15 protein-coding genes and 1 pseudogene are annotated in these 15,016 nt (G+C 65.5%); 13 read left to right on the forward strand and 3 right to left on the reverse strand.

Annotated elements, in window-relative coordinates; genetic code table 11:
• Positions 1–21 precede the first annotated feature (21 nt).
• From C8258_RS30960 to C8258_RS30980, 5 genes are all read left to right on the forward strand, one after another.
• Entirely contained in the window at positions 22–561 is a 540-nt protein-coding gene (locus tag C8258_RS30960; RefSeq protein WP_146161375.1) for a hypothetical protein, read from the forward strand.
• An 84-nt stretch (positions 562–645) separates the two neighbouring features.
• The gene (locus C8258_RS30965; RefSeq protein WP_158271334.1) at positions 646–1,251 is read left to right on the forward strand and encodes a hypothetical protein; all 606 of its coding nucleotides are present in this window, start codon (positions 646–648) and stop codon (positions 1,249–1,251) included.
• Positions 1,248–2,045, forward strand: coding sequence for a hemerythrin domain-containing protein (locus C8258_RS30970; RefSeq protein WP_106958158.1), 798 nt, complete (start codon positions 1,248–1,250; stop codon positions 2,043–2,045). The genes C8258_RS30965 and C8258_RS30970 overlap by 4 nt, the downstream gene beginning before the upstream one ends.
• A 201-nt stretch (positions 2,046–2,246) precedes the next feature.
• Positions 2,247–3,155 carry an ABC transporter ATP-binding protein gene (locus C8258_RS30975; protein ID WP_106958159.1) on the forward strand — a complete coding sequence of 303 codons (909 nt, stop codon included), beginning with the start codon at positions 2,247–2,249 and terminating at the stop codon, positions 3,153–3,155.
• Complete coding sequence (locus C8258_RS30980; protein WP_106958160.1) at positions 3,148–3,939, forward strand: ABC transporter permease subunit; 792 nt, start codon at positions 3,148–3,150, stop codon at positions 3,937–3,939. Before C8258_RS30975 ends, C8258_RS30980 begins: the two co-directional genes overlap by 8 nt.
• Before the next feature lie 80 nt (positions 3,940–4,019).
• On the opposite strand, the gene C8258_RS30985 is transcribed toward C8258_RS30980, so the two are convergent.
• Entirely contained in the window at positions 4,020–4,514 is a 495-nt protein-coding gene (locus C8258_RS30985; RefSeq protein ID WP_106958161.1) for a nitroreductase family deazaflavin-dependent oxidoreductase, read from the reverse strand.
• A 50-nt stretch (positions 4,515–4,564) separates the two neighbouring features.
• Complete coding sequence (locus tag C8258_RS30990; RefSeq protein WP_106958162.1) at positions 4,565–5,197, reverse strand: TetR/AcrR family transcriptional regulator; 633 nt, start codon at positions 5,195–5,197, stop codon at positions 4,565–4,567.
• Here C8258_RS30990 and C8258_RS30995 point away from each other — a divergent pair.
• The 5 genes from C8258_RS30995 to C8258_RS31015 all read left to right on the forward strand — a co-directional run bounded on the left by C8258_RS30995 (position 5,196) and on the right by C8258_RS31015 (position 10,070).
• Positions 5,196–5,780: a cbb3-type cytochrome c oxidase subunit I gene (locus C8258_RS30995; protein WP_369974853.1), complete on the forward strand. Its 585-nt coding sequence runs from the start codon at positions 5,196–5,198 to the stop codon at positions 5,778–5,780. The genes C8258_RS30990 and C8258_RS30995 overlap by 2 nt on opposite strands.
• A 575-nt stretch (positions 5,781–6,355) precedes the next feature.
• Entirely contained in the window at positions 6,356–7,069 is a 714-nt protein-coding gene (locus C8258_RS31000; protein WP_106958163.1) for a hypothetical protein, read from the forward strand.
• A 395-nt stretch (positions 7,070–7,464) separates the two neighbouring features.
• Positions 7,465–7,911, forward strand: a complete 447-nt coding sequence (locus C8258_RS31005; protein WP_106958164.1) for a CBS domain-containing protein — start codon at positions 7,465–7,467, stop codon at positions 7,909–7,911.
• A 28-nt stretch (positions 7,912–7,939) separates the two neighbouring features.
• A complete protein-coding gene (locus tag C8258_RS31010) occupies positions 7,940–9,232 on the forward strand; it encodes an ArsB/NhaD family transporter (RefSeq protein ID WP_106958165.1) in 1,293 nt (430 codons plus the stop codon).
• Between the two features lie 142 nt (positions 9,233–9,374).
• The gene (locus tag C8258_RS31015; RefSeq protein WP_106958166.1) at positions 9,375–10,070 is read left to right on the forward strand and encodes a DUF4396 domain-containing protein; all 696 of its coding nucleotides are present in this window, start codon (positions 9,375–9,377) and stop codon (positions 10,068–10,070) included.
• A gap of 893 nt (positions 10,071–10,963) precedes the next feature.
• Here C8258_RS31015 and C8258_RS31020 read toward each other — a convergent pair.
• The gene (locus C8258_RS31020) at positions 10,964–11,479 is read right to left on the reverse strand and encodes a DUF421 domain-containing protein (RefSeq protein ID WP_106958167.1); all 516 of its coding nucleotides are present in this window, start codon (positions 11,477–11,479) and stop codon (positions 10,964–10,966) included.
• 533 nt (positions 11,480–12,012) lie between these two features.
• Between C8258_RS31020 and C8258_RS31025 the strand changes: the two genes are divergently transcribed.
• The 3 genes and pseudogenes from C8258_RS31025 to C8258_RS31035 all read left to right on the forward strand — a co-directional run bounded on the left by C8258_RS31025 (position 12,013) and on the right by C8258_RS31035 (position 14,206).
• Positions 12,013–12,420 carry a PAS domain-containing protein gene (locus C8258_RS31025; RefSeq protein ID WP_369974854.1) on the forward strand — a complete coding sequence of 136 codons (408 nt, stop codon included), beginning with the start codon at positions 12,013–12,015 and terminating at the stop codon, positions 12,418–12,420.
• Positions 12,421–12,772: 352 nt separating this feature from the next.
• Positions 12,773–13,222 carry an SRPBCC family protein gene (locus C8258_RS31030; RefSeq protein ID WP_106958168.1) on the forward strand — a complete coding sequence of 150 codons (450 nt, stop codon included), beginning with the start codon at positions 12,773–12,775 and terminating at the stop codon, positions 13,220–13,222.
• Positions 13,223–13,241: 19 nt separating this feature from the next.
• A pseudogene (locus C8258_RS31035) lies at positions 13,242–14,206 on the forward strand (TIGR00341 family protein).
• Positions 14,207–15,016: the final 810 nt, after the last annotated feature.

Raw genomic sequence — 15,016 nt, forward strand, 5'->3', positions numbered from 1 at the left:
CATGATACGAGCAACGTTGCGGTGTCGTTGGATAAGCCGCGCCCTGGCGACACCGTGCCGGGTGCGCTCGCCATGACGCCGTGGCTGACCTGGAAACCGTGGCACGACACTCGGTTGCCCTACTCGAACCGGTGGGGCCCGGCTGTCGTCTCCGACGACACGGTGTCCGGGTTCAGCCGCACACCCGAAGGCGCCGTAATGGCCATGATCCAGCACAACGCACGCCTGACCGGCCTCGACAACACCGCCTGGCCGGACGCGGCACGGACCATGGCCGTCGTCGCCCCCGCCGACCGACCCCCTGCCACCCGGATCGGGACCGGTATCGACTCATCCGCGGGCTTGCCGTTCTTCGCCGGATTCCGCTGGATCTCCTACGACGGCACCCGCGCCGTCGCCGATCTCGCCCTGCAGCAGCCCGACGGCACACTGCGATCCCTGCGCGCCACCGAGATCTGGCGCGACTCCGACTGGCGAGCCGAACTCTCCGCCCACGCCGTCGCCGCACCGCTGCCCGGCCTTGACGGCTACCAGCCCTGGCCCGGCCAGCCGCGGCCCTGACAGGACCCGCGTCTAGCGCTTGCACACCAAACTGTTCGGGAGGTCGAATTGCGTTCACGACGACGACTCGTCATCGTGTTCATCTTGGCGGTCGTCACCGCAGCTGCTGTGGGGGCATGCGACGGCGATGCACAGCGCCCAGACGCAGGCGGCCCGCAGCCGCTGATCAGTCCACCATCGGGCACGGTCGTGATCGACACCCGTAATGTCCCCGGTCTGGGCTCGATTCTCGTCGACGCACGCGGCTACACGCTCTACATATTCCCCACCGACACCGATCATTCCACGAGCTGCAGCGATGCGTGCCTGGGCAGCTGGCCGCCGGTCACGGTCCCTGCCGACGACGACCTCCGCGCCGGCAACGGCGTGCAGCAGAAACTGCTCGGAACGATCTCCGGACCGTACGGCAAGAAGATCGCCACGTACGCCGGCCGGCCACTGTATGCCTACGCAGGCGATGTCGAACCAGGGCAGGCCAACGGCCAAGGCCTCAACCTCGACGGAGACTCCTGGTTCGTCATCAACCCCGACGGCAAAGCCCTCGTCCCACCCGACCAGCAAGGCGTGATGCCCGAAGGCACCTACCTCGTCACCACCCCGAAATCACACATATCCCCGGATGCCCAACCGATGCCGGGCATGAACGAAAGCTCGCCAGCGACACCGAACACGAATGGAGGACACCGGTGACCGACCGTGAGGGGACCGACCCCGCCCTCCTGGAAGAGGGTCGCCCGCAACCGGTGCGCACCGCGATGAACAGGCGAGCGATGCTGCTGGGCGGCGTCGGGATCGGCGGCCTGGCTCTGGGAGCCGGCGCCGCAGTCGGAGCGCAGCACGCTCTCGCCACCGAACCGTCGGTCCCGGTCATCCCGGCCACCGAGGAGCTGATGACCGACCACGGTCTGCTGAAGCGAATCCTGTTGATCTACCGCGAATGCGGGCGCCGCCTGACCACCGGCGATCACCTCGACCCCGCGGCACTGTTCCACTCCGCCCAGATGGTGCACTCCTACATCGAAGACTTCCACGAAGGCATCGAAGAGGGCTACATCTTCCCCCGCCTGCTGCGAGCCGGAAAACTCCAGGACACCGTGCGCAACCTGCTGATCCAACACGATGTCGGACGCAAGATCACCATCGCGATCATCCAATCCACGACCACCATGGACATGCCCGGCATGGCCTCGGCCCTCGGATTCGCCACCGCCGACAGCCGCGCAGACCTCGCACGCCTACTCGACCGATTCATCACAATGTACGAGCCGCACGAGGCCCGCGAAGACACCGTCGTCTTCCCGGCCTTCCGGGAGGTGACATCCGACGGCAGCACCTTCGACCGGATCTCGGAACAGATCGCAGAAGCCCAGCAGAAGCGATTCGGCGATCACGGTGTCACCGGCTACCTCGACCAGATCGCCGACACCGAACGACAACTCGGCATCTACGACCTCGCTGCCTTCACACCGCCGCCACCCGACTGACCCGTCCCGCGACCGTTGGGAGCCCATCATGTCCGATCATTTCGAGCCTTCCAGGCACTCACGGCGAGCGCATGCCACCGAGATGCTCGTTCGAACCATCCGCCATGTCGGCATATCGGATGATGAGAATGTCGGCCTTGCCGACCGGAGCGCTCGCGCCGCACTCGCGGAAGCGCGGGGCGCACAACGAGGGGCGTACCGATGAGCGATGTGATCGCGACCGAACGGCTGACGAAAGTGTTCGGCTCGAACCGCGGTATCACCGAGGTCGGCATCGAGGTGGCCGCGGGCGAGGTGTTCGGCTTTCTCGGCCCCAACGGCGCCGGCAAATCGACCACCATCCGCCTGCTGCTCGGTCTGTACCGGCCGACGTCCGGTCACATCCGGGTGCTCGGCCTCGATCCCGCTCACGACGCCGTCGCGATTCATCGCCGGGTCGGCTACCTACCCGGCGAACTGGCTCTCTACCCGCGGTTGACCGGGCAAGAGCACATCGATCGCTTCGCGCGCATCCGGGGCCTTACCGACCTGCGCTACTGCGGCGAACTCCGCGAACGGTTCGACGCCGAACTCGACCGGCCGGCTCGCACCCTGTCCAAGGGAAACCGGCAGAAGATCGGACTGCTTCTGGCGTTCATGCACCGGCCGGACCTGCTCGTTCTGGATGAGCCGACAGCAGGTCTGGACCCGCTGCTGCAGGACGAATTCGCCCGGCTCGTCCACGAGACCGTGGCCGAGGGACGCACGGTGTTCCTGTCTTCGCATGAACTCGATGAGGTGCAACGTCTGGTCGATCGGCTCGCGATCATCAAGGAGGGCCGGATCGTGGTCAGCGACACCGTCGAGGGACTGCGGGGTTCCGCTCCCCGCACCATCGAGTTCCGCTTCGATCATCCGATCGACACCGATAGCTTCGCCGTCCTCGACGGCGTCGAGGTTCTCAGTACCACCGCCGAACGAGTCGTACTCGCAGTCACGGGGCCAGTGTCGCCGGTACTTCACACGGCGGCGGCGTTGAACGCCGTCGACGTCACTGCCCGGCCCGCCGATCTCGACGAACTGTTCCGCACCTACTACCGCGACGAACCGGCGGAGGCCCGCAATGCGTGACACGGGAGTGGCTGGTCTGGACCTGCGGTTACGACGCCGGTCCGTTTACGGCTACACGATCGGCCTCGGCGCTTACGCGCTGGTCATCGTCGCGCTGTACCCGTCGTTCCAGAGCGACACCAGCCTCGACCAACTACTCGCCGACGACCCGACCATGGCGGCGCTGTTCGGCGTCAGCGGTTCGCTCACCAGCCCGACCGGTTGGCTCAACGCCAACCTGTACGCGAACTTCGTGCCACTGATCGTGCTTCTCATCACCGTCGGGTACGGCGCTTCCTGTCTGGCCGGACAAGACGAGGACGGCACCCTCGCTTTGGTCGCGACGCTGCCGGTGTCCCGCCGGCGGGTCGTGCTTCAGAAAGCGGCAGCGTTGACTGCGCTCTCGCTGCCAGCTGCCGTCGCCACTATGGCCTGTGTCCTCGTAGGGCGTGGCTTCGACCTCGACGTCAGTGTCAGTGCCTTGGCGGGCATCACCGTCGGGGTGCTCTTGCTCGGTGTGGACTTCGGCGCTGTTGCCATGCTCATCGGTGCCGCGACAGGTAGCCGCGGCACAGCACTCGGCGTCACCTCGGCCGTCGCGGCCGCTGCCTATCTGATCAGCTCCCTCGCGCCCGTCGTGCACTGGCTCCACCCGGCACGCTTCGCTTCTCCCTTCTTCTACGCTGTCGGCGACAACCAACTCGACCACGGCCTTTCCTTCGCCTGGCTCGGCGTTCTCGCCGGCATCGCACTCGCCGCGGTCGCGGCAACTATCACGGCATTCGAGCGCCTGGACCTACATTGACGTTGCCGGTGGACCCGTTGTGCGGGTTCGCGTGGTGTCCGAGCCGCGCAGCCTCGACCGTCGCGGTGGCGGTCAGCTATTCAACGAAGTTCGACCATCGGGATATCGGGGGCGTTCTCGTCTATGGGGGCACCGTAGGTGTTCTCGATCGCAGGCTTGAGGGCCTCCCACGCTCGTCGGTGCCGAGTGATGTACGACCGCAGCGAGACCGCCGCCTCTTCCGGACTCAACTCGCGTGCCGTCACCGGCGCTGCAACGCGCAGCCCGGTCCACACACGTGCGGCCGGGTTGGCTTGCAGATTGCGGAACCATTGGGCGCGTGTCCCGAATCCGGACACCACCACGTAGGCGTTGGCCGCGGGGCGGTCGACCACCTCCAGGACAACGTATCGGCGAGCACCGGACTTGCGGCCGACGTGCTCGAGCATCAGCATGCGAGAGCCGAACAGGAATCCCAGTCGCGCCCGGTACAACCAGATGGGTGCGCGCACGAGCCGCCGGTTGCGCAGGACTGCGGTAGCCACAGCGACGAGAGCGTCACCGACAGCGGTAGGCGCCGCAGAGATTTTCGACATGATGAACCTTTCATGAAAGTGGCGGCGGGAGCGGCAGTTTCGCCGACGGATCAGCCATCAGGAGCGGATTTGTCCTTCGCTATTCCGTGCTGGTAAATCGCGAGCACCTCGGCACCCCAGCGCTGCATGCCACTCGCCGAGAGCAGTTCGAAACCGAGGACCTCGTTCAGGCGGGGCCGCAACATCAGCACGGCCAGGTCGTTGACGAGGAGAATCGCGGCGCGAACCGCGGGATCCGGACCGACATCGACCGCATCCGCCCTGGCCATACCGTCGAGCGTCTCGCGGCTGAGCGCATAGAGCTGTGCGAACAACGCGGCCCCGGCCTCACCTCCTACGAGCAGCATGCGCCCGAGGTACAGCGGCACCGCCGAGTCGGCGGGCAATTGTTCAACCACCAGTTCCGCCAGACTGCGGGAGCGACCGGCATCGAAAACACCCGCCTCGTCCGCCCTCGTCACCTGCTCCAGCAGGGATCCGAAAACGCTCGCTACATACTCGTCGACAACCTCGCGTAACCCATCCTTGGACCGGTAATGGCGCATCACGAGCGCTGGTGACACTGCCGCCGCGCCGGCGATGTCGCGAACCGTCACCGCGTCGGGTCCGCGTTCGGCGAAAAGACGCAGCGCGTGGTCACGAATCCTGGCCCGCGCGGTGCGGTCCACCTCGAGTGAACGCATGTTTACTATAGTAAACATCTGTTCACCGATCAGTCCAGTCTCCGTCTACCCGGGTCGGGGACTTCGCTGCGGCGCCCCCGGCCTCGGCTGGACCGCCTACCCCCCTCAGCGCTGCTATCCATTCCCCCGGCGTCGGGGCCGACATGTGAATCATGGGGTTGGCGATCTCCGGCCTCGCTCGATCCTCGGCGCGGTCGACATGGTCACCACGATCGTGTGCCCGCGCTGCCCCGGCATGACGATGTTCCGGATGTCGATATTCACCTGGAACATCCTGGTCACCAGCCTGGTCATCCTGCTGGCCTTCCCCGTGCTGACCGCTGCGCTGATGGCGCTGGCCTTCGATCGTCACCTAGGCGGCCACATCTACGACGCCGCGACCGGTGGCCCCACCCTCTGGCAGCATCTGTTCTGGTTCTTCGGCCATCCCGAGGTCTACATCGTCGCCCTGCCGTTCTTCGGCGTCGTCAGCGAAATCATCCCGGTCTTCAGCCGCAAACCCCTCTTCGGATATCTGGCCCTCGTCTACGCGACGCTGGCCATCGGATCCCTGTCGATGGCGGTGTGGGCACACCACAAGTAGGCCACCACCTGCCCATCCCCGCGCCACAACTTCTACGAACTCCCCCGAATCCGTTCCGAGCGGCCGGCATTCGAACTCTCCTACCGCACATGGTGGCACGCATGCGCACCGAATCACATGTCTTCCTCCACCGGGCACCGTCCGCCTACTCCCCCACACCGCCCGCCGAACCCGGAGCCGCCGAATCCTCGCAACGCCCGCGGGCAGAGGAATAGAAGGATCGCGAGTACACCCGTACCGAGCTCCGGTACCTGAAACAGAGGCGTCGAGCGCTGACCGCACCACTGCCCGAAATTCCAATCAGCGCGAGCCGAACCGAGGTGCACCGCCCACTGGCCAGCCCACAGGATTCGACAATAACTTGTTTCAACACTGCGTTTTGCTCCGACAACCAATTTGCCCAGTTTCCCGCGAAAAATGATGCGCTACCGCGAATTTCAACCGATTCATCGCAGCAAGTGATACAGGATGAACGGGACCTGAAGGGTTGGATTCCGAGCGTTCACCGTCTGTTAGCTGCGGTGGACTGTAATTCCGTGGTCCCAGAACCACTCTGTATCGAGGTACCGCACAAAATGATGATGAGGAAATTCGCCGCGACCGCCGCCATGTTGGTCGCCGCAGTCGGCGTGGCCGCCGGCACCGCCACGGCCGACCCGGCCGCGCCCGCCGCCCCTGCCGACAGCGTCCACTACAAGGCCAGCGTCGTCGACGACAGCAAGGCGGTCATCAAGACCGACGGCGGCTCGATCGTCGACGAAGACGGCATGCTGAAGATCAAGGCCGCCAACGGCACCGTGCTCGCCGGCACCCCGCTGAACTTCCGGGTCAACGACTTCGAGTTCCCCATCGCCGCCGACATCTCCGGCAATACCGCCACCCTCACCCCGCAGCTGGACCTGCAGCACGCCGTCTACAAGCCGGTCGCCCTGCCGTTCGAGGACTCGGCTCCCTGGAAGACCCCCTACGACCGTGAAACCGCGGCCTTCAACCGGCTGAAGGACACCATCGGCACCGGCGCCACCATCGGAGCACTCACCGGTGCTATCGGTGGTGCGGTCATCGGCTGCGTCGCGGGTGCTGCCCTCGGCCTCGTCGCCACCGGCGCGCTGGCCACCCTGTTCGGTCTCGGCCCGCTCGGCGGCTGCGTCGCCGGTGCCGCCGCGGTCGGTTTCCTCGGTGTGCTCGCCGGCCAGATCTTCATCACCGCCCCGGTCGCCATCGGCGCCGCCATCCAGTACTTCGCGACCGTCAACGCCCCGTTCCACCCGGCGACTCCGAGCAAGTAGACACCCGGCGGCTCCGATCCCGCTGGCAGGAGCCGATTCCGGCTTCTGCTTCCGAGCGGCCGGGCCGGAACCGAGGTTCGGCGACGATGCCCGCACAGCAACTGCAGTGCGGGCATCGTCGCGCCTATGAGCCGGCAGACGGGCTTCGATGGGTACCGCTGGACTGGCGCTGTCGCAGGCAGCCACGGACCACCGGGTCCGACCCGATTTGCTCCGACACGCGTTTTTGCGGCATCTTTACACCCGGTGTGCCGGGAAGTCTGGTCGGCGAACGTCACCCGCGACCAGCGGGTGACGGCCTCGGACGACCTCTGGAGATGCGATGAGCGAACGCCCGGTCGAACCGATCGTGGTGGTAGCACCGATCACGAGTGCCCGCGACGTATCCTGCTGGAGTGCACGCATCCCAGATCGCCGAGCAATACCCGGTGGTCGGCCTGGACACCGACGCGCTCGACGCGGCGCGACTGCTGGCCGAACATCGCCTGCCCGGCATCGTCGTCACCGACGCCGACGGCACACCGAAGGCAGTACTCCCGGCCTCACAAGTCGTCCGATTCATCGTCCCGCAGTACGTCCAGGACGACCCGAAACTGGCCGCGGTGATCGACGAACCGATCTGCGACCGGGTCGCGGCGAAGTTGCGCGGCAAGAAAGTACGCGAGGTAATACCCGAACACCTCACGAAAATCCCCGCCGCCCGCGCAGACGACACCGTGATCGAAGTCGCCGCCACCATGGCCCGATTCCGCAGCCCGTTGGTCGCGGTGACCGACGGGGACGAATTCATCGGCGTGATCACCGCGTCACGGCTGCTGGAAGCGACCTTGAGCAACTGCTGAATCCCACCCGCGCGAACGGGAGAATCCGATGACGGCCGCCGTCGCGGTGGCCGTCTTCCTGGTCGCCTATGTCTTGATCGCCACCGAACGGGTGCACAAAACCAAGGCCGCGCTCGGCGGTGCGGCAGTAGTGCTGACCCTCGGCGTGGTCGGTTCGGCAGACAGCTTCTTCTCCGCCGACACCGGCATCGACTGGAACGTCGTGTTCCTTCTGCTCGGCATGATGATCATCGTCGGCATCCTGCGCCAGACCGGCATCTTCGAATACACCGCGATCTGGGCGGCCAAGCGCGCTAAAGGATCTCCGCTACGAGTGATGATCCTGCTCACCCTCATCACCGCGGTGGCCTCGGCATTTCTCGACAACGTCACCACCGTGCTGCTCATCGCCCCGGTCACCTTGCTGGTGTGCGAACGCCTCGACGTCGGTCCCGCACCGTTCCTGATCGCCGAAGTACTCGCCTCCAACATCGGCGGCACCGCCACCCTCATCGGCGACCCACCCAACATCATCATCGGCAGCCGAGCAGGCCTGTCGTTCAACGACTTTCTGCTCAACGTCGCACCGCTGGCGGTTCTCACGATCATCGTGTTCACGCTCATCCTGCCGCTACTGTTCCGTCACAGCTTCACCGTCGACCCCGCCCGAGTCGCCGACGTGATGGCCTTGAACGAGCGCGAGGCCATCCACGACCGCGGCCTGCTGATCAAATCCGGCGTGGTCCTGGCCGCGGTATTCGCCGGCTTCATCGGGCATTCGCTGTTTCACATCGACCCCTCCATCGTCGCACTGCTCGGCGCCGGCGTGCTCATCCTGATCTCCGATGTGTCGCAAAGCGACTACCTGTCCGCAGTCGAATGGGAAACGCTGCTGTTCTTCGCGGGACTATTCGTCATGATCGGCGCCCTGGTGAAAACCGGTGTGATCGAACACCTTTCCCGCCTCGCTGTCCACGCGACCGGCGGCAACGCGCTCGCCGCCACCATGCTCATCCTCGTCGTCTCCGCGCTGCTGTCGGGCATCATCGACAACATCCCCTACGTCGCGACGATGAGCCCGCTGGTCGCCGACCTCGTCGGACAACTCGACCACGACGCCAACGCCCACGCACTGTGGTGGGCGCTGGTCATCGGCGCAGACTACGGCGGCAACCTCACCGCCGTCGGCGCCAGCGCCAACGTCGTCATGCTCGGCATCGCCCGACGCGCCGAGACCCCGATCTCCTTCTGGGAATTCACCCGCAAGGGCGCCGTCGTCACCGCAATCACCATCGCGATCGCAGCACCCTATCTATGGCTTCGCTACTTCGCCTTCGTCTGAAACAATGTGAGACTGCACCGAACATCGTCACCACGAACTCCGGCCACAACCGCAGACCCGGAATACGACGCGGCTGCAATCGTTTCAGTAGCCCGGCTCCGGGCACTCGCTCGAGTGGGTACGACGATCCGAGGAGGCGTGCGTGGTTCCGACCTGGCTGACCGTGCTGGCATGGATCGCGATCGGCGCGGGCTGCGCCAGTGCGGCGGTCGTCCTCTACGACATCACCGTTGCCCGGCGTCGGCAGCCGATGGTGATCATGACCGCCGTCTGGCCGATCACCGCACTGTATTCCGGGCCGTTGGGCGTCCTGGGGTATGCATGGTTGGGTCGCACAGCACCGAAAGATGCTCCCTCGGAAGGAAATTCGAGCGAAGGTCACGGCTCCGGCTCGCGGTGGCGAGCAGGGATTCTGTCGGCGAGTCACTGCGGCGCCGGGTGCACGCTCGGCGACATCATCGGCGGCTGGCTCATCTTCGCCACCGGCTGGACATTGTTCGGTGAGCGACTATTCGCCGAGTACGCGGTGGAATTCGTGCTCGCATGGAGCTTGGGCATCGCCTTCCAGTACTTCGCCATCGCACCGATGCGCCCCGATATGCCGGCCCGCCGAGCCCTGGCCAATGCGATCAAAGCCGACACGCTGTCGATCGTCGCCTTCCAAGTCGGCATGTACGCCTGGATGGCGCTGGTCGCCAAAGTGTTCTTCGACGAACCACTCCCGATCAACGGACCGGCGTTCTGGTTCATGATGCAGATCGGCCTACTCCTCGGCTTCCTCACCACCTATCCCGTCAACCTCTGGCTCGTCCACGCGGGGATCAAAGAAGCTATGTGACCAAAGCATTCAGCGGCCATCGACTCACAGCACGACAACGTGCGGCAACGGAGCCGAAGAAGCCACAACGGTCAGATCTGATTTTCGGGAACGTCGGCATCCACCTCAGCATGGGCACGGTTACACCTACGAAGGAGTACGACGAGCCCCACAAAGACCGCGATGATCGTGACCGCCATCAATTCCGGCACCACTCGAGGTTATCGCGGCGCACACCCACCCGAACGCGTTTCCGTCACACACGATGCATGGACGCCGTGACGTCTGCCCACGGCCGTTTTCGAGCCGGAGCAGGCCGAATACTCACTCGCGAGCGGCACGGCGCACCGAGCACGCCACGAAGGCGGCCACCCGGTCTCGGCAACCGCGGCGATGCGTTCGGCCAGCCCGGGGATCACTCCCGTTTCGGTCTCCAGTTACACCCATGCCACCAGCAGGCTGAGCACAACCGTGGCAATAACCGACCAACGGACCCGCGGACAGTCGCGACCAGGTGCTTCGACGAAATCGCCAACACCGGCCGAAACGCCAAGACGATCGCTCCCGAACCAGCGGTGAGCAAGTGGAACCGCGCATCGGCATAAGGGACGACGGGAAAGGCGGCCACGGCCACACCGCACAACCCCGCCCCTACCCTAATCGGGTCGTAGGGCCTGAGCCGGCTCATCCGTGCGGCGGTCGCAGACACAACAAGCCCCACCGGCGCTCCCAGCGCGGTGAAGAACCCGTCGACGCCGCGTGCACAGGCCTATTCCACGAGGCGGCAGCTTCAAACACGGCAGCGGCTGAGTGGCCTTTCGACAAAATTTGGATTCGGTGACGGGCCTCGAGCGGACGAGTGCAGACCACGGCGGCATGGCTGAAGATGTCTGTCGCCCCGATGCGGCCCCCGTTCACCGGCGGTCGGTCACAACGGCCCTCGCCAGCGGGCCGGAGCGGCGATCTCGAGGCACAACCGTGAATTGACCGGCGTGCTCGTACAGCAGATACGCCACATCGGCCAGGTCGAATACACCACGCTCGCGCAACACGCCTTCAATATCCGAGGGGGTAATACCGCAGCGATGGAGCTCGCGGTGACGGACCCGACCATCCGCGACCAGCACCCGTACAGGATGATCGACGAGGGCAGCCAGCAAGGAGTGAAAACGCATGGCGCAGATCAACCGGTGCACGAGCAGAATCGTCACTATGGCGACGGCGCCCTGAATATAAGAGGTAGTGTTCGCGGTCGCCGATCGGCCGATGATCGCCCCCAGCGCCGAAGCGGTGATGAAGTCGAACATCGACATCTGAGCCAGCGGCCGACGCACACTCAGGCGGAGGCCCGCCAGTCCTGTGAGAATCAGCAACGCGGCCTTGGCCGCTACCATCCAGACCGAATCCCATTCGCCCACAAGCCATTCCATGATGGAGCCTTTCTGGCGACCGATCGCGAACCCAACCTACCGACATCAGCATCGCAAGGGCCGAGTACCCGCCCGGATCCTCTTGAACATCGCACAACATCCAAGACACCGCGCGCCGCGAGAATGAACTCCACAACGGCACCAACACCGTCGCGGCCCGATCCGAGCACGACGCCTGCACTCGGTCCTGGCCCTGCTCGACGACTTCGACTTGGTCGCTGCTCGCCCGTACGCCGCCTTCCCGCCTGAGCCCACCGGCCGATACCGGACTGGCTCATCGCGGCGTCGCGGTATACGAACGCAGCGACACCGTGTGTTTCGACGGCAGAGCCAGGCCACGCGGCCTGAACACACCCGGCAAGGCATCGGTAGCCGCGCGAAAGAGACCGCACCCGGTTATCGAGAGCGGGGCGGACACTACAACAAGCGCGCGATAATAGAGTATGAGCGAAGACCGTTCGACCAGCGCAGATGTATCCGAGGCTGCGTTGGCCAGCGCCCCACCGATGGTCGGCTCGTTCCGATTCTGGTTCATGACCCACCGATGGGAATGGTCGGAAGAGGTCTACCGCATGTACGGCTATGCCCCCGGGCACATCGAGCCGACCACCAAATTGATGCTCGCGCACAAGCATCCCGACGACCGCGACGACGTCGCCCGAGCCATCGACCGCGCCGCGCGCAACGGCGAACCGTTAGTCCGGTCCGATACCGCGGCCGTGGCGTCGTGGGTGTTTTCCAGCCGGCACCGCTTCCTCGACACCGCCGGCCGTGTCCACGACGCCATGGTCGTATCCGAGCGGGTCGTCGACGAATCCGGCACCCCAGTAGGCACAACCGGCTTCTACATCGATCTCACCGACACCCCAAAATTTTCGACCTGGCCGCCCAGCTCATCACCGACCTCATCCAACTGCCATCAGCGGAAGCATCGACGGTGACCCGCTTCGATCACCTGCTCCTCACCGCCCACACCCGCATACCCAACCACGACCGCGCGCCCGGTAACCGAAATTGAACGCCGTCGCCTGGCGCGTCCACGGTAGACCTTGCAGGAAAACTCCCGCGCCGGAACGGCGCATACAGCGATCGCGACAGATGTCGCGAGTAAGTAGCCGACACGGGCCCTCGCGCTCGACGCACCCGTTGTGCCCTCCTCGACCGACACCGGCCTGATCCTCGACATCGTCAGCATCACCATCGCTACCCCCTCGACCGCCGGGACCCACACTTGCAGCTACGCGACGGCACGGGCAAGCTCCACGGCGCGCGCCGAGGAACTACCATCGACCTGTGCCTGTGGATGTCACCACCACGATCGAGATCGGGCGGGATCGGCAGCAGGTCGCCGACTACGCGATGGACCCGGCCAACACCACCGCGTGGTATCGCAACATCGACTCGGCCCGGCTGCTCACACCCGGTCCGCTGGCGGTCGGCTCGGCCATGGCCTTCGAAGCCCGTTTCCTCGGCCGCTCCCTTGCCTACACCTACACCATCCGCGTTCTGGAGCCGGGCAGGCGGCTCGTGATGGCGACCACCGACGGCCCATTTCCCATGGAGACGACCTACGCGTTCGAGGACACCCCGACCGGCTCGACGATCATGACACTGCGCAATCGCGGCGAGCCCGCCGGATTCTCCCGGCTCGTCGCACCGCTGATCGCGCCGGCGATGAGGTCTGCGAACCGCAAAGACCTGCAGCAACTGAAGGCTGTCATCGAGACCGCTCCCGCCGAATAGCTACGGCGGCCCCATGGTCATGCACCTGCTGCTTCCCCCGAGTCGACGGCGGTCGCTGGACGAGCTCACCGATCGCCTGGACCTGTCGTTCGGGACTCCGCCGCCAAGCGTTCCGCGTTCTGGATGATGCTGGTGCTCTCCGCGGTCATCGCCATCTCGGGAGTGGTCGGCGATTCCACCGCCACCGTCATCGGCGCGATGATCGTGGCGCCGTTGTCGGTGCCGATTCTCGGCATCGGGCTCGGTATCGTCACCGGCCGCGCTCGTCTGCTGGCACGCAGCGCGGTGCTGGTCGTCGCGGGCGTGGTGCTGGTCGTCGTGCTGAGCTTCTTGTTCGCGCAGTTGCTCCCGAATCCGATCAACGTGCTGTCCAACTCGCAGGTCCAGGGCCGCACCTCCCCCAAACTGATGGATCTGACCGCCGCACTGGCGACCGGGCTGGTGGCGGCCGTAGCGGTCACCCGCCGCGATGTCGGAGATGTCATGCCCGGGGTGGCGATCGCGATCTCGCTGGTGCCGCCGCTCGGCGTGGTCGGGGTCTGCCTCGGATCCGGCGCGCCCGCACTGGCACTGGGCGCCTTCGTGCTGTTCGCATCCAACGTGCTGGCCATGGTCATCACCACCACGGTAGTACTGGTGGTCGCCGGCTACGGCCGAGAGGAAGGAACACAGAGCCGCCGCGGCCGCGCCTACGCCGTACTCGCCCTGGCACTGACACTGGTCGCCGTCCCCATGACGGTCAATTCCCTCTCGACGCTGTGGGCCGAGCAGATCTCCGACGCCGCACGAAACTGGCTGCGCGACAGTCCCGGTGCCGAGGTCACCGATGTCACCCTCCACAGCGACACGGCGACCGTGTCCATACTCGGGCCGCAACAACTTCCACCGCTCGCCGACTTGCAACACGCGGTCGACAACCTCGTGCCCTGGGACCCGCAAGTCGTCGTCGTCCACACCGTCGGCAACCGCGTCACCGGACACTGACCGAGCACCACACCGAATCGTCGCAGCCCTCGCGCCCGTTAGAGGGACGACCGATCGGTTCTGAAATGTCGTCAGACCGCCGGGTCTGGTCGCGAAGGCCACTTCGATGCCATAGAGACGCAGAGCGACGATGAAATGCCGGCCGGGCACGATCTCGACGTATCCCGCAACATGACGCCGTCGGGCCGCTCGGGACCGGACAAGATGTCGAGCGGGGACGTTCGGTGCCAATCTCACGCCCGCAAACGACAACGGGCAGCCGGTTCAGCGAGTGACCGCAGCGCGAGCAGCGACCTGCCGCCCCAGCGCCGCGAGTTCTGCGACCAGAGCATCGGGCCCGCCACGCTGCACAGCGTAGTGTTCAGACGGCTGAAGGCGTGAGCGGCGACGCCGTCCGAACCGCTCGCGCGCGGGCTCATCGGGGAACCGCCGCACCGTCCCGGGCCACGGGTACAAAGGCGTGCAATCCGCATCGTCCCCTTTAGACCAGATGACAAGGCAGTTCCTCGTCGGCGGCATCTGCCGCGGGTGCCGCGCCCTCCTCAATCCTGCCGGATAACCTGCGGCACAGCGCGTTCGGCCGGCCGTGGTGAACTCTCATGCGGTGGGCATGCCGCGACCAGCGCAGCGTGCCGTCGAAGGCGCCCGCACGCAAGTCGCTGCGGCACAACGCCCAGCAAAAACATTCATCACACACATTCCTCTCCCACATATTTCGCTCACACCAACTCCACTCACCCAACACATTCACACCCATATTCCACTCATACACATAACCTCCAACTCCCCTCTCCCCCATAACCCCTCACC

This window comes from Nocardia sp. MDA0666 (genome assembly GCF_003023875.1).
Taxonomy (GTDB): domain Bacteria; phylum Actinomycetota; class Actinomycetes; order Mycobacteriales; family Mycobacteriaceae; genus Nocardia; species Nocardia aobensis.

Coding starts and splice junctions, on each gene's coding strand:
- C8258_RS30985 (WP_106958161.1), bottom strand. CDS start 4,514: ATGTCGAAAATCTCTGCGGCGCCTACCGCTGTCGGTGACGCTCTCGTC.
- C8258_RS31020 (WP_106958167.1), bottom strand. CDS start 11,479: ATGGAATGGCTTGTGGGCGAATGGGATTCGGTCTGGATGGTAGCGGCC.
- C8258_RS31010 (WP_106958165.1), top strand. CDS start 7,940: ATGACGGCCGCCGTCGCGGTGGCCGTCTTCCTGGTCGCCTATGTCTTG.
- C8258_RS30990 (WP_106958162.1), bottom strand. CDS start 5,197: ATGCGTTCACTCGAGGTGGACCGCACCGCGCGGGCCAGGATTCGTGAC.
- C8258_RS31000 (WP_106958163.1), top strand. CDS start 6,356: ATGATGATGAGGAAATTCGCCGCGACCGCCGCCATGTTGGTCGCCGCA.
- C8258_RS30975 (WP_106958159.1), top strand. CDS start 2,247: ATGAGCGATGTGATCGCGACCGAACGGCTGACGAAAGTGTTCGGCTCG.
- C8258_RS30980 (WP_106958160.1), top strand. CDS start 3,148: ATGCGTGACACGGGAGTGGCTGGTCTGGACCTGCGGTTACGACGCCGG.
- C8258_RS31025 (WP_369974854.1), top strand. CDS start 12,013: ATGACCCACCGATGGGAATGGTCGGAAGAGGTCTACCGCATGTACGGC.
- C8258_RS30995 (WP_369974853.1), top strand. CDS start 5,196: ATGTTTACTATAGTAAACATCTGTTCACCGATCAGTCCAGTCTCCGTC.